A 15120-nucleotide genomic window follows, 5' to 3' on the forward strand; every position below is an offset into this window, starting at 1 on the left:
AAAGTAATATTGCTTCATTTTGAACAAATAAATGGTTATTTTGAAATATTAGATAATGAAAATGATGGTTTTGTCATTATAACCAACACTGAAGGTGATTGACTAGGAATAGAATAAATTTTAACATTATTAATTAAAAGAGAAAAATATTTCTTATATGTGGGTCGCGTTTAGTTTTCTTAGGTGTTTTTTAAAAAAGAAAAAATAGTCATTTACTATAAATTATTTCAATATGCAAATTAAGTATATATTTCTTATGTATGATTTTTGTTGTAAAAAATTATTTTAATGTTGTTTTTATAAGCATTTTACTTAGTTTTTATAACCTTTTATTAAGAATATGTTTGTTAATATTAAATATTTTGTTTTATTAATTATTTTTCAAGTAAAAAGGTAATAAATTTTTAGTTGCTTTTCTTTCAAAATTATTCAAATCTTTACCCACCTAACAAAACTTTATGCGCCCTTATATGTGTTATGCAGAATAATTTAAAAATATTTTTACTAAAGCAGTATTTAAATTTAAATACTGCTTTTCTATTTTGACAAAATAAAAAAATTGCTTAGTTGTTTAAGAATTGCGTCATAGTATAGTAAAAAACTATCTCTTTTTAATTATGTTGAAAATTAAATTCTAATCAATTATAAAAATTCTGTGTTTTAATTATTTTACCTTTGATATTTGTTACTTTTAAGTTGCCATTTCTTCCGAGATTATCAGTTTTTAATGTGCTTATTCCTTCTTCATCTAAATAAATATAACTATTTTTCATAGCTAGTGTATTTTTAAAATCAATTGGTAATTTATTTAATCCACTTTCATTTTTATCAAATTCACTTAAAGCTATACTAAAATTTTGTCTAAATCCGTCTCACATTCAATTAATTTTTGCTTTTAATAAAGTAAATTCGTATGTTTCATTCTCAATTTGTAATATTGTTTTATTTTCATTTTTAGAACAGCCAAATATTGGTAGTGTTATTAATCCTAAAATAGCGGTTATATTTAAAAATTTCATAAAATTAACTCCTTTATTTTGTTTTTTCAATAGACTTGGTACATAACTATAACATTTTATGCCGACTAAACTATAAAATTCATTTTTATCTTTGTATTTATCTAACATTTGTATTTCATCTAAAAAATAATTATCAAAATAGTAGATAAAATTAAAGGTTATGTACCAAGTCTAATATATATATATGCCAAATTGTAAAGTTAAGTGCAACTAAATTATTTTTCTAACCAAATATTCGATTGGCGAAAGATAATTTAGTATTTTTCTTGGTCTTTGGTTTAAAGACAATATAAATTTATGAACTGCATTTTTAGTAGTGTTTGAAAAATTAAATTTTTTAGGAAATTTTTCTCTAATTAAACCATTAGTATTTTCATTAGTACCTCTTTGTCAAGGTGAATATGCATCAGCAAAATAAATTTTCACATTTAAATTTTTTTCAAGTTGTTGTCAATTAGCAAATTCTTTACCCCTATCAAATGTTATAGTCTTAACAAGATTATTTGGAAGAATTGATAAATAATGACTAATATTTTTGTTAATAACTTTAGTAGTTCTATTTTCAACTAATATTGCTAAAGTAAATCTTGATGTTCTTTCAACTAAAGTTATTAAACATGATTTACTTTTACCTCGTGATGATACTACAGTATCACCTTCTCAATGGCCAAGAGTTATGCGATTATTAACATTTCGTTCTTTAATGGATTTACCATTAAATTTACCCCGATTTTCTTGAGATTTTCGTTTCTTACCTTTTCTTCTTAAATTTTTACTAGTAACCTTTTCAAGTAATCCAGAATAAATTCAATTGTAAATTGTTTTAAAACTAATAATTCATTCTTGATGAAAATTTTTAATTCTGCCATAAATTTGTTCAGGCGATCAACCTAATAATAATTTTTGTTGTACATATTTTACTAATTCTCTATTTTTAAATTTATGCCAAATTGTAAAGTTAAGTGCAACTAAATTATTTTTCTAACCAAATATTCGATTGGCGAAAGATAATTTAGTATTTTTCTTGGTCTTTGGTTTAAAGACAATATAAATTTATGAACTGCATTTTTAGTAGTGTTTGAAAAATTAAATTTTTTAGGAAATTTTTCTCTAATTAAACCATTAGTATTTTCATTAGTACCTCTTTGTCAAGGTGAATATGCATCAGCAAAATAAATTTTCACATTTAAATTTTTTTCAAGTTGTTGTCAATTAGCAAATTCTTTACCCCTATCAAATGTTATAGTCTTAACAAGATTATTTGGAAGAATTGATAAATAATGACTAATATTTTTGTTAATAACTTTAGTAGTTCTATTTTCAACTAATATTGCTAAAGTAAATCTTGATGTTCTTTCAACTAAAGTTATTAAACATGATTTACTTTTACCTCGTGATGATACTACAGTATCACCTTCTCAATGGCCAAGAGTTATGCGATTATTAACATTTCGTTCTTTAATGGATTTACCATTAAATTTACCCCGATTTTCTTGAGATTTTCGTTTCTTACCTTTTCTTCTTAAATTTTTACTAGTAACCTTTTCAAGTAATCCAGAATAAATTCAATTGTAAATTGTTTTAAAACTAATAATTCATTCTTGATGAAAATTTTTAATTCTGCCATAAATTTGTTCAGGCGATCAACCTAATAATAATTTTTGTTGTACATATTTTACTAATTCTCTATTTTTAAATTTATGAAAATAAACATGTAATTGTTTTCTATTTTCTGCTTTATTTTGTGCAATTAATGAAAAATAATGATTATTATCTTTATTTCTATTAACTTCTCGATTAATAGTACTAATACTTCGATTAAGATTTTTAGCTATTTCACTAATTTTTACTTTAAATTTCAATTGATTCTCAATATAAATTCTTTCATCTATGCCAAGATGTTTGTATCCCATATAAAAACTCCTTAAATTTACTTTTTCTAAAATAAACTTAGCATCATGAAATTTTTATATGAAATCTTTTGCAATTTTATTTACTTGCACTTACAAGTATAATTCAGCATTTATCTAACATTTGTATTTCATCTAAAAAATAATTATCAAAATAGTAGATAAAATTAAAGGTTATGTACCAAGTCTAATTGTAAATTGTTTTAAAACTAATAATTCATTCTTGATGAAAATTTTTAATTCTGCCATAAATTTGTTCAGGCGATCAACCTAATAATAATTTTTGTTGTACATATTTTACTAATTCTCTATTTTTAAATTTATGAAAATAAACATGTAATTGTTTTCTATTTTCTGCTTTATTTTGTGCAATTAATGAAAAATAATGATTATTATCTTTATTTCTATTAACTTCTCGATTAATAGTACTAATACTTCGATTAAGATTTTTAGCTATTTCACTAATTTTTACTTTAAATTTCAATTGATTCTCAATATAAATTCTTTCATCTATGCCAAGATGTTTGTATCCCATATAAAAACTCCTTAAATTTACTTTTTCTAAAATAAACTTAGCATCATGAAATTTTTATATGAAATCTTTTGCAATTTTATTTACTTGCACTTACAAGTATAATTCAGCATAAAAATTCATTATGAAATAAATATAATAATAAAAATGATTATAGTTGAATTAATAAGGGCAGTATTGTATATACGAATAAATATAGAAAACATAAATTTAGATAATTAGTGAAAATTTAATAAAATTAATAATTTTTTGTTGTGTAAAAATTCAATAATATGATAAAATCATAACGAATAAAAATGACAATAACAAGAAAGGCAGGGTTAGTTTAGTAATTAAATAATATAAATTAGCTGATTGTTTTACTTCTTCAAAGCAATACCTAAGAAAACTAAACGCGACCATGATTAATTTAGTTCTTGTAATAGTAGTCAAAACACTATATAATTAACAAGTAATTAGGGCAGATGAAGGTGAGGGTTTCCTCACCTTCATCTAATTTAAAAGTCATAATTAAAATGTTGACAATAATAGTGTTAGAAGGAGTAAAATAAGATGATTGATGGAATAGAAATTTTAAAAGCAATTGATCTTTTGGTGGAAGAAAAGAAAATTGATCGCAGTTTAATTATTGAGGCTATTAAAGAAGGAATAATAAAAGCTTATGAAAAATATTTGGACCCACAAGCCTTAATAAAAGTAGACTTTGATGAACAAACTGGTCAAATTAAAGTTTATCGTTTATTAAAAATTGTTAGTAAGATTGAAGATGAGTTTGCTGAAATTTTATTAGATGATGTTAAAAATTTAGAGAAAAATTTAACAATTGATAATATATATTATGAGCCTGTTGATACTGATGAATTTTCTCGTTTAGCAGCGTTACAAGTAGCACAAATTTTAAAACAACATTTAAGAGAAGCAGAAAAAGAAGTTGTCTATGAAAAATATATTTCTAAGAAAGATGATATTTTAATTGGCACAATTGATAATATTGAAGAAAACTACTATTTATTAAAAATTGTTGATCGTACTTTTGCAATTTTACCTAAAAAAAATATTATTCCCACAGAGAAATTTTATTTAGGTGATAAAGTAAAGTTTTATGTTGAGGATGTTAATAAAACGAAAAATTTTGGACAAATTTTAGCTTCAAGAACTCATCCAGGATTTTTAAAAAGATTATTAGAAATTGAAGTTCCAGAAATTTATGAAGGAATAATTGAAATTAAAGTCATTGCAAGAATTGCAGGACAAAGATCAAAAGTTGCAGTATTTTGTAATGACCCAACTATTGATCCGATTGGTGCTTGTGTTGGTAATAAAGGAAAAAGAATTCAAAGTATTATGGAAGAATTGAATGATGAAAAAATTGATCTTATTAAGTGAGATGCGGAAATAAAAACATTTATTATTAATGCGTTATCGCCAGCTAAAGCGATTTCTATTAGTTTAGATGAACAAACTAATGAAGCTAATATTATCGTTGCTGATGAGCATTATTCATTAGCTATTGGTAAAAAAGGAATAACAGCAAAATTAACAGCAAAATTAACAAAATGAAAAATTAATATTATTTCTTTAAGTGATGCTTTAAATCAAAATATTATTTTTAAATGAAATGGTAATTTATCGGAACAGCAAATGCAAGAATTACAAAATAAACATCAATTTAAAATCAAGAAAGATAATTTGCTTGTAGGGTTAGAAACAAGTATTGAAGAAATAGATAATGTTGATAATACTAATACTGAATTAGATAGTGATGAATTAGATAAAGATTAAATAAAGGAAAAAATTATTGGTGGCAAAACAAAAATTAGTATATCGGCAATGCATCGTTACAAAAGTTGTTGTTTTACGAAGTGAGTTAATAAGAGTTGTTAAAACAAAACAAGAACAAGTTTTGGTTGATTTAAATTATTGTCTTGCTGGTAAAGGTGCTTATGTTAAGCGAGAAGTTGCTATTATTGAAAAAATGCAAAAAAAACAATTATTAGAAAAGATTTTTAAAACACAAATTGTTGATAATATTTATTTATTATTACTCAAAGTTGTAAAAGAACAGGAGCATAGTAATTAATTAGGGGTGGTGATTGTATGAAAAAAAGTAATCAAAGAAAAAAGCAAACAACAGTTATTAAAAATCAATTAAAAACAGGAAGTGATTCACATCTTGATAATGGGATTTTTATTTTTAGTGAACCATTATCAATTATTGAGTTTTCTAAAAAAACAAATATTCCTGTTGTGAAAATTATTAAATACTTTTTTAATAAAGGACAAATGTTAACGCAAAATCATTTTTTGAATGAAGAATTAATTGGTGAGTTATGTTTAGAATTTAGTTTAGATTTTAAAAAGGAAACTGTTATTACGCATCAAAATCTGTTAGAAAATTTAGATATTATTGATGATATTAATGATTTAAAAGAACGGCCACCAGTTGTGACCATTATGGGTCATGTTGATCATGGTAAAACAACTTTGTTAGATAATATTAGAAAATCTAAAATTACTGAGAAAGAATTAGGTGGTATAACGCAACATATTGGTGCTTATCAAATTAAAACAAAGGATAGTAAAATTATTACTTTTTTGGATACGCCTGGACATGAAGCATTTACGCAAATGCGTGCTCGGGGCGCTAAAGTTACTGATATTGTTGTATTAGTTGTTGCTAGTAATGATGGTGTTATGCCACAAACTAAAGAAGCAATTGATCATGCTAAAGCTGCTAATGTGCCAATTATTGTGTTTGTTAATAAGATGGATTTGCCGTCTGCTAATGTGGAATTAATTATGAAAGATTTAGCAACTTTAGATTTAATTTCGGAAGAGTGAAGTGGTGATACAATTTTTGTTAAAGGTAGTGCTTTAACTGGTGCAGGAATTGATGAATTATTAGATGTAATTTTATTATTAGCGGAAATGCAAGGTTTACAAGCTAATCCAAATTGTTTTGCTAGTGGGACAGTTATTGAGGCGCATTTAGATCGTAATGTTGGTCCCGTTTGTACATTGTTAGTTCAAAATGGCACTTTAAAAATTAAAGATGCTTTGGTAGCAGGAGTTTCTTTTGGTCGGGTTCGTGATATGAAAAATGATCGTAATGTTGCTATTAAGGAAGCAAAACCTTCAACGCCAATTGAAATTCATGGTTTAGATTTTGTTCCTAAGGCGGGTGAACCATTTATGGTGTTTGGTGATGATAAGTTAGCTCGTGAAGTAGCGTTATCAAGAAAAACACAAGATGAAATTAATGAGCGAAGAAAAACTAAAACTTTAAATTTAGAAAATTTATCTGATGAAATTGCAGCTGGTAATTTGAAACATATTGATATTATTTTAAAAACTGATACTCAGGGAAGTTTAGAAGCTTTAAAACAGTCATTAAGTAAAATTAAAATTGATGATATTAGTATTAGAATTATTCGTTCTTCAGTTGGAACAATTAGTGAATCAGATATTACCTTAGCTGTTGCTTCAAAAGCTTTAGTTTATGGTTTTAATGTGCGACCTAATTCTGTTGTGCGAAAATTGGCATTAGATGAAGGCATTGAGATTCATCTTCATAATGTTATTTATAAAGTAATTGAAGAATTGCAACAAGCAGCCAGAGGTTTATTAGATCCAAAGTTTGAAGAGATTGTTTTAGGACAAGCTGCTGTGCGCCAATTATTTCATTATTCTAAGGTTGGTGTCATTGCGGGATGTATGGTTATTGAAGGTGTTATTAGTCGTCAAAGTAAAGTAAAGGTTTTACGAGATGGTATTGTTATTTATGATGGTGATTTATCATCTTTAAAACATCAAAAAGAAGATATTAAAGAATCACGACAAGGAACTGAATGTGGGTTAACTATTAAAAACTTTAATGATATAAAAGAAAATGATGTTATTGAATCTTATTTATTGAAGGAAATTAAGTAATGGTAAATGTTAAGTTTCAACGATTACAAACTACAATTCAACGTTTGCTAACAAATATTTTGCAAAAAGAAGTTAAAGATGAGAATGAAGTTTTGCAAAAATTAATAATTACGGGAGTAAAATTAAATAATGATCGCACAATTGCTAAAGTATATTATGATTCTTTGGTTTTCCAAGAACAAAAGCAGATTATTGAATTAGCGATAAAACAAAATTTGTGATTAATCCGAAAAAAATTAGGTCAACAGTTAACGATTTATAAAGTTCCGCAATTAATTTTTGTTTATGATCAATCATTAAGTGAAAGTAGAAAAATTGAAGATATTTTAAATAAAATTAAAAAAGATTCTTCTAACTTTTAAACGGTAATTTTTTAAGAATTATTGTAATTATGCTTTTTTTTGTTATTATTACCTTGTTATTTATTATGATAATTAAGGTTATGAATGGGGTATTTAGTCATTGTGATGAAAAAAATGTTTTCTTGATTAGGAGCAAATTTGCTTTCATTCATTACTATTATTAATCTTGTTGCTTGTCAGAAAAGTGAAATTATTTTATTTGGTGGTTCTAGTTCAGTGATGACTTTAATGCATATCTTATTATATGGTGACCAGTTAAATGCTCCGAAATTTCAAGGTTTTAATCATAAATATAATCGTAAGGTGGCATATAATGGTACGGGTTCATCAGCTGGTGAAAATGGTGTTAAAAATCAAACACTAGTGATGGGGTTTACTTCAAGAGATGTTAAGTCAGAGTATATTGATAATAGTAATTATCGTGTTTTTAATTTTGCAATTGATGGGATGGTAATTATTGCTAAAGCTCCTATTAATTGCAATGTTACAAATATTTCTCAGGATAAAGTAAGTGTTTTACGAGATATATATACTGGTAAAAGTAAAACTTGAACAGATTTGTTAGGAAATGGGTGTGCTAATAAAGAAACGATTATTGGTGTTAATCGTGAATCAGGAAGTGGAACCAGAGATGTTTGGCGAGGATTTTTAGAAATGGGTAGTAGTGATTTTTCTAGTGGTTTAAGAATTGCTAATTCAACATCAGTAATGATTAATCAAGTAAGAGATACTAATAATGCTATTGGTTATGTTTCATTTTCAAATGTTGATTCGGTTCTTGCTAATAATTTAGTCCCTTTTACGATTAATGGTGTTAAAGCTAGTATTGAATCGTTAACTAATAAATCATATATTTTGTATCGTTTATTTGCATGTTTATTTTGATATGAAAGTAAACAAAGAGAGTTGATTCGTCAGTTTATTTATTTTATGAATGATGATCATAGTGGTAAATTAGCATTTGAAAAAACAGGTTTAATATTTGATTTTGAATGAAAAAGTGAAGAACCTGAATGGTTGATTAAACAAACTAATTAAGTGATGGAGAAATTATGGTTCAGTTTCATAATAAGATTTTTAAACATAAATATTATCTTGATTTATTTAATAAAATTCTGATTTTTTGTGCGGCTTTGGCGGCTATTATTATATCATTTTTTATTATTGTATTTATTAGTTATCAATCAATACCAGTATTTAGGAAATATGGCTTTTGAAATTTTATTTTTAGTAAAGCTTGATTAGCGGATACTTTACAATTTGGTGCAATGAGTTTTGTTATTTCTACTTTGTTAGTAGTTTTTTTAGCAATGTTAATTGCGATTCCGTTAGCAATTTTTACTTCAGTTTTAATTAGTGAATTTTTAGGAAAGAAAATTAAGCGCATTGTGATTTTTCTAGTTGAATTATTAGCTGGTGTACCACCGGTTATTTTTGGAATTTTTGGTTTAGAAGTTATTGGCAGTTTTTATAAACAAATTGGCGCATCATCACCAGCTAATATGTTAACAGCAGCGACAATTTTAGCATTAATGGCTTTACCTACCATTATTGCTTTAATTTGTAATGCTTTAAATAGTGTCCCTAGTTCTTATCGGTTTGCTTCGTTAGCGATGGGAGTATCACGGACTAGTTCTGCTTTTAAAGTTGTAAAAAAAGCGGTCCGAACCAAGATAATTGGCGCTATTACCTTTGGGATATGTCGGGTTATTGGTGAAGTTACAGCGATGATTATGGTTTCAGGATTAGTATATCAAATACCGACATTTCAAAATGGATTTTTAGGATTTATTTTTTCAGGAATAACATCTTTAGCTGCGGTAATTGGTATTGAGTTAGCTGAAAGTGCTTCAACAATTCATACATCAGCTTTATTTGCTTTAGGATTAGTTTTAATCATTTTTGTATCAATTTTAAATATTGTTATTTTAGCTACATATAAAGTAGCCAACAATCAAATTCAAGGCGTTAGTTATACAAAAAAGCTTAAAATTTATTTTATTACAAAAGTTTTGCGAAGAAATATGACGGTATTAGAAGATCATCAAATTTCTAACCAACGGTTATTAAGTTACTATGATGAAAGTAAAATTTTGAAATTTCATCGTCAGTTTAACAAATTAAAAGATGTTATTTGGATATTATTAATGTTTTTATCAACAATAATAACATTATCAATGGTTATTTGAATTATTGGTGATGTTATTATTAAAGGGATTCAATCAACACTTTTTTTAACGCCGTATCGTGAAGTTTTACAAGGTTCATATGATTTAACACCATTATTTGTTTCAACATTATTATTAATTGTTTGTTCGTTAGTAGTTTCTATTCCGTTAGGAATTTTAGGAGGAATATATTTAAATGAGTATGCTAATAAAACTAGTAAGATTGCTAATTTAATTCGTTTTTCAGTTGATGCTTTAGTTGCAACGCCTTCAGTAGTTTTTGGAATGTTTGGTTATATTGTGTTTGTTAATATTTTAGGAATTGGTCATAACTTTATTAGTGCTGGATTGATGTTTGGGGTCTTAACATTACCAATTATTATTAAAACTACTGAAGATGCTTTAAATGGTGTTGCTCAAGAATATCGTGATTCTTCATTAGCATTAGGAGTTACAAAAATTGGGACAATTTTTAAAATTATTTTACCGAATTGTAAAAAGGGAATTGTTACGGGAATTGTCTTTGCTATTAGTAAAGTTATTAGTGAAAGTATGCCCGCGTTATTAACTTTGTCATCATCACCTTCTATGCCACAAAGTTTATTAGATCCAGGTACTACTTTAACTGTTAAAATTTATCAATTAATAAATGAACCTGATATCGTTGCAGGTCCTGCTCATTTAATTAAAATTAGTGCTTATCAATTGGCAAAAATTATTGCTTATGAGATTGCTGCGATTACAATTTTATTGATTATTGTCTTAAATTTATTAGTTAAATATATTACAAGGGAAAAGAAGAATTTTGGATATTCATATAATAATTTAAAAGGAGTAATGTTATGGCTAAAAAGAAAAAGAACATCAATTGAATACAAAAAATAAAGACATCCTTTCCTAATAAATCTAAAAAGCAAAAACATTCTCGCGATAAGGTTAAAGTTAAAATTGTTGATAAGAAATATAGTATTGCTATTTCTGATTTTAATTTTTATTATAATTTTGGTAAGAAACAAGCACTATTTAATATTAATTTGAATATTAAAAGAAATAAGATTATGGCTCTTATTGGTCCTTCGGGTTGTGGTAAATCAACATTATTGCGCTCAATTAATCGGATGAATGATTTAATTGAAGGAACTAAAATTACGGGAGAAATTATTTATCAACAAAAAAATATTTATGATAATAAACAAGATATTATTGCTTTAAGAACTACGATTGGTATGGTTTTTCAAAAACCTAATCCTTTTCCAAAATCAATTTATGATAATGTTGCTTATGGACCAAGAAGTTTAGGAATTAGAAATCGAAAAAAATTGGATGAAATAATTGAAGATTCATTAAAAAAAGCGGCATTATGAGATGAAGTTAAAAATGATTTAAAAAGTCCAGCTTTAAGTTTAAGTGGTGGTCAACAACAAAGATTATGTATTGCTCGAGCAATTGCTATTAAACCAGAAGTGCTATTAATGGATGAACCAACTTCAGCATTAGATCCGATTGCTACTGGTAAAATTGAGGAGTTAATATTGCAATTAAAAAAAGATTTTACAATTATTATTGTGACCCATTCAATGCAACAAGCAGCAAGAATTTCTGATCAAACAGCATTTTTTTTAATGGGTAAAATTGTTGAAGTGGCAAGAACAAGAAAATTATTTTTATCACCACAACAAAAGGAAACTGAAGATTATATTGCAGGACGGTTTGGGTAATGATTTAAAAATGATATAATTAATATTGGAGTAGGTGATATAATGCAATGTTATTTTGCTCATTTTCAAGATGAATTCGGCAATTTAATTTTTAATGATATTGATACTCATCATTTAGTTAATGTTTTAAGATTTCAAATTAATGACTTGTTAATTGCTGTATATAATGGCAAAAAATATCAAACGAAGATAATTGAAAAGAAACCACAATTAAAAGTTGAAATTCAAAAAAATTTATTGGAAAATACCGAATTAGAAATAGTTGTAACATTATTAATGCCATTGCTTAAACAAGATCGTAATGATTGAATTGTTCAAAAAGCGACTGAATTAGGTGTGACACAAATTATTGGTATTGCTTTAGAACGAAGTGTTACTAAGATTAAACGAAATGATGATAAGAAAAAAAAGATGATGCGTTGACAAAAGATTGCTAAAGAAGCAGCACAACAGTCGAATCGTAATCAAATTCCAAAAATTGTTGATATTATTACTGATTTTACTGCTATTATTCCTTATAAGAGCGAGTTAAATTTAATTGCTAATGAATTATCATTAGCAACCCGTTCATTGTCGGCACTAATGTTACCATTATCCAAGTCAACAAGTATTACTTTTATTTGTGGACCTGAGGGTGGTTTTAGTGATAAAGAATTAGAATTTTTTAATTTTGAAGGTTTTCATGCAATTAATTTAGGAAAAAGAGTTTTAAGATCAGAAACAGCTGTTTTAGCATTTCTTGCTAATATCGGTTATGAACATGAAAAGTTAAAGGAGCAATAAGAATGTCTTTAAGTTCAAAGCGAATGGGTGCAATTTTAAATTTATTATTTGCAATTAATTGATTGTTTTTAACAATGGTATTTATTAGTGTTCAAAAATCAAATTTACCTTTAAGTGGTGGTTTTGAAATTGCTAGTTATTTAATTCCATTAATAACTTTATGTTTAATAATGGTTTATGTTTGATTAACTTATATATCAATTAAGAATTTTGATATTAAATATCAATTTAAAGCATATAAATACTTAATATTAATCGTATTGATGGCAGTGATGTCAATTTTAGCCAATTTATTAATTTTAATTGCTAAAAATCACCAAAATGCTATTTTAGCGTTTGGTTTATCAATTGGAATTTCTGGAATATTTGGTTTAGTAACAATTATCTTTGATATTAAGTTTTTTATTCAAAGGTTAAAATGAGAGGCATTATCAAAAAGTGAAATTTCTACCCTAAATGATGAATTAATAATTAAAAATAAATAATTAGTAGTATAATTAATTTTTAGTAACATATTTGTGTTATTAAAAATTAATTAGTAAGGAGATCTGCTTGTTTTATGAAACTGAATGAATTTATTGATTATACTTTATTAAGTTCACATGCTACGAGTCATGACATTCAAAAAATTTGTGTGGATGCTGAAAAGCACAAATTTGCTAGTGTATGTGTTAATCCTATTTATGTTAGTCATGCTAAAAATTTGTTAAAAAAGACAAAGGTTAATGTTTGTACTGTTGTTGGTTTTCCATTGGGTTCGGTGCCTACAAATATTAAAGTGTTGGAAACTGAACAAGCTGTTCGTGATGGTGCCGATGAGATTGATATGGTTATTAATGTCGGAGCTTTAAAAGAAGGGGCATATACGGTAGTATTAAATGATATTAAACATGTTCGGGCTGTATGTCCAAAACAAATTTTAAAAGTTATTATTGAAACTGCATTATTAACGAAAGAAGAAAAAATTCAAGTTTGTAAATTAGCTTTGCAAGCACAAGCAGATTTTATTAAAACTTCAACAGGATTTGCTAAAAGTGGTGCTAAAGTTAAAGATATTAAATTAATTCGTAGTATTGTTAAAGATGCAATGTATATTAAAGCGTCAGGGAAAATTAAAACTAAAGCACAGGCAATAAAACTTATTAAAGGTGGAGCAGACCGACTGGGGATTAGTAAAGCAGCGTTATTGATGGTTTAGTTGCTAATTAATTTTAGTTATAAAAATGGTTTTAATTTTTTGTGAATTTTGTTTCATTATTTGCAATTTTATATCATATTTATTGGACGCATAAAGTTTTGTTAGGTAGGTAAAGGTTTGAATAAATATTAAGGCAGTCAGTAATGATTGTCTTTTTATTTTATAAGGTGTTAAAATTTTGTTCTTTGAAAATTAAATACAAGTGAATTAATAATGTTGGTATGTGCTGAATTATACTTGTAAGTGCAAGTAAATAAAATTGCAAAAGATTTCATATAAAAATTTCATGATGCTAAGTTTATTTTAGAAAAAGTAAATTTAAGGAGTTTTTATATGGGATACAAACATCTTGGCATAGATGAAAGAATTTATATTGAGAATCAATTGAAATTTAAAGTAAAAATTAGTGAAATAGCTAAAAATCTTAATCGAAGTATTAGTACTATTAATCGAGAAGTTAATAGAAATAAAGATAATAATCATTATTTTTCATTAATTGCACAAAATAAAGCAGAAAATAGAAAACAATTACATGTTTATTTTCATAAATTTAAAAATAGAGAATTAGTAAAATATGTACAACAAAAATTATTATTAGGTTGATCGCCTGAACAAATTTATGGCAGAATTAAAAATTTTCATCAAGAATGAATTATTAGTTTTAAAACAATTTACAATTGAATTTATTCTGGATTACTTGAAAAGGTTACTAGTAAAAATTTAAGAAGAAAAGGTAAGAAACGAAAATCTCAAGAAAATCGGGGTAAATTTAATGGTAAATCCATTAAAGAACGAAATGTTAATAATCGCATAACTCTTGGCCATTGAGAAGGTGATACTGTAGTATCATCACGAGGTAAAAGTAAATCATGTTTAATAACTTTAGTTGAAAGAACATCAAGATTTACTTTAGCAATATTAGTTGAAAATAGAACTACTAAAGTTATTAACAAAAATATTAGTCATTATTTATCAATTCTTCCAAATAATCTTGTTAAGACTATAACATTTGATAGGGGTAAAGAATTTGCTAATTGACAACAACTTGAAAAAAATTTAAATGTGAAAATTTATTTTGCTGATGCATATTCACCTTGACAAAGAGGTACTAATGAAAATACTAATGGTTTAATTAGAGAAAAATTTCCTAAAAAATTTAATTTTTCAAACACTACTAAAAATGCAGTTCATAAATTTATATTGTCTTTAAACCAAAGACCAAGAAAAATACTAAATTATCTTTCGCCAATCGAATATTTGGTTAGAAAAATAATTTAGTTGCACTTAACTTTACAATTTGGCATTTTTAATAAGTCGCTCAATACCACAATTTATAATTACGGCTATTGTAATGCATATATCTAAAATACCCTAATATCATAAGTGAAATTAATTCTTCAAATTTTTCATATAATAATTTCTCATTAATTTTAAATTTTAAAAATGGAATGAAAAAGATAATAATCATAAAAATGTAGGGCAAAATTATCCATCAATATT

Annotated in this window: 15 protein-coding genes; 11 read left to right on the plus strand and 4 right to left on the minus strand. The window is 25.8% G+C overall.

Annotated elements, in window-relative coordinates:
• Positions 1-611 precede the first annotated feature (611 nt).
• The 4 genes from ACFEL5_RS02670 to ACFEL5_RS02685 form a co-directional block, all read right to left on the minus strand.
• Positions 612-1127, minus strand: a complete 516-nt coding sequence (locus ACFEL5_RS02670; RefSeq protein ID WP_375315628.1) for a hypothetical protein — start codon at positions 1125-1127, stop codon at positions 612-614.
• A 102-nt stretch (positions 1128-1229) separates the two neighbouring features.
• On the minus strand, positions 1230-1991 hold the full coding sequence (locus ACFEL5_RS02675) for an IS30 family transposase (RefSeq protein ID WP_375315756.1): 762 nt from the start codon (positions 1989-1991) through the stop codon (positions 1230-1232).
• On the minus strand, positions 1988-2932 hold the full coding sequence (locus ACFEL5_RS02680) for an IS30 family transposase (RefSeq protein WP_338966716.1): 945 nt from the start codon (positions 2930-2932) through the stop codon (positions 1988-1990). Before ACFEL5_RS02680 ends, ACFEL5_RS02675 begins: the two co-directional genes overlap by 4 nt.
• Positions 2933-3116: 184 nt before the next feature.
• On the minus strand, positions 3117-3464 hold the full coding sequence (locus tag ACFEL5_RS02685; RefSeq protein ID WP_375315629.1) for a transposase: 348 nt from the start codon (positions 3462-3464) through the stop codon (positions 3117-3119).
• A gap of 549 nt (positions 3465-4013) precedes the next feature.
• Between ACFEL5_RS02685 and nusA the strand changes: the two genes are divergently transcribed.
• From nusA to ACFEL5_RS02740, 11 genes are all read left to right on the plus strand, one after another.
• Entirely contained in the window at positions 4014-5243 is a 1230-nt protein-coding gene (gene nusA / locus ACFEL5_RS02690) for a transcription termination factor NusA (protein WP_338968855.1), read from the plus strand.
• A 19-nt stretch (positions 5244-5262) separates the two neighbouring features.
• Positions 5263-5541, plus strand: coding sequence for a YlxR family protein (locus tag ACFEL5_RS02695; RefSeq protein ID WP_338968857.1), 279 nt, complete (start codon positions 5263-5265; stop codon positions 5539-5541).
• A 17-nt stretch (positions 5542-5558) separates the two neighbouring features.
• Positions 5559-7391 (plus strand): translation initiation factor IF-2, encoded by a 1833-nt coding sequence (gene infB / locus ACFEL5_RS02700; protein WP_375315630.1) that lies wholly within the window; start codon positions 5559-5561, stop codon positions 7389-7391.
• Complete coding sequence (rbfA, locus tag ACFEL5_RS02705; protein ID WP_342190088.1) at positions 7391-7753, plus strand: 30S ribosome-binding factor RbfA; 363 nt, start codon at positions 7391-7393, stop codon at positions 7751-7753. Before infB ends, rbfA begins: the two co-directional genes overlap by 1 nt.
• 114 nt (positions 7754-7867) lie before the next feature.
• Entirely contained in the window at positions 7868-8791 is a 924-nt protein-coding gene (locus tag ACFEL5_RS02710) for a substrate-binding domain-containing protein (RefSeq protein WP_375315631.1), read from the plus strand.
• Between the two features lie 251 nt (positions 8792-9042).
• Positions 9043-10806, plus strand: coding sequence for a phosphate ABC transporter permease PstA (gene pstA / locus ACFEL5_RS02715; protein ID WP_375315632.1), 1764 nt, complete (start codon positions 9043-9045; stop codon positions 10804-10806).
• Complete coding sequence (pstB, locus tag ACFEL5_RS02720) at positions 10764-11639, plus strand: phosphate ABC transporter ATP-binding protein PstB (RefSeq protein WP_342190090.1); 876 nt, start codon at positions 10764-10766, stop codon at positions 11637-11639. The genes pstA and pstB overlap by 43 nt, the downstream gene beginning before the upstream one ends.
• Positions 11640-11681: 42 nt before the next feature.
• A complete protein-coding gene (locus ACFEL5_RS02725) occupies positions 11682-12422 on the plus strand; it encodes an RsmE family RNA methyltransferase (RefSeq protein ID WP_338967547.1) in 741 nt (246 codons plus the stop codon).
• Positions 12423-12424: 2 nt separating this feature from the next.
• Positions 12425-12907, plus strand: a complete 483-nt coding sequence (locus ACFEL5_RS02730; protein ID WP_375315633.1) for a hypothetical protein — start codon at positions 12425-12427, stop codon at positions 12905-12907.
• A gap of 74 nt (positions 12908-12981) precedes the next feature.
• Positions 12982-13620 carry a deoxyribose-phosphate aldolase gene (gene deoC / locus ACFEL5_RS02735; protein ID WP_342190091.1) on the plus strand — a complete coding sequence of 213 codons (639 nt, stop codon included), beginning with the start codon at positions 12982-12984 and terminating at the stop codon, positions 13618-13620.
• A 333-nt stretch (positions 13621-13953) separates the two neighbouring features.
• A complete protein-coding gene (locus ACFEL5_RS02740; protein WP_338966716.1) occupies positions 13954-14898 on the plus strand; it encodes an IS30 family transposase in 945 nt (314 codons plus the stop codon).
• Positions 14899-15120 lie beyond the last annotated feature (222 nt).

Origin of the sequence: Spiroplasma endosymbiont of Tipula paludosa, from assembly GCF_964264785.1 — a bacterium.
Classification (GTDB): Bacteria; Bacillota_I; Bacilli_A; order Mycoplasmatales; family Nriv7; genus Nriv7.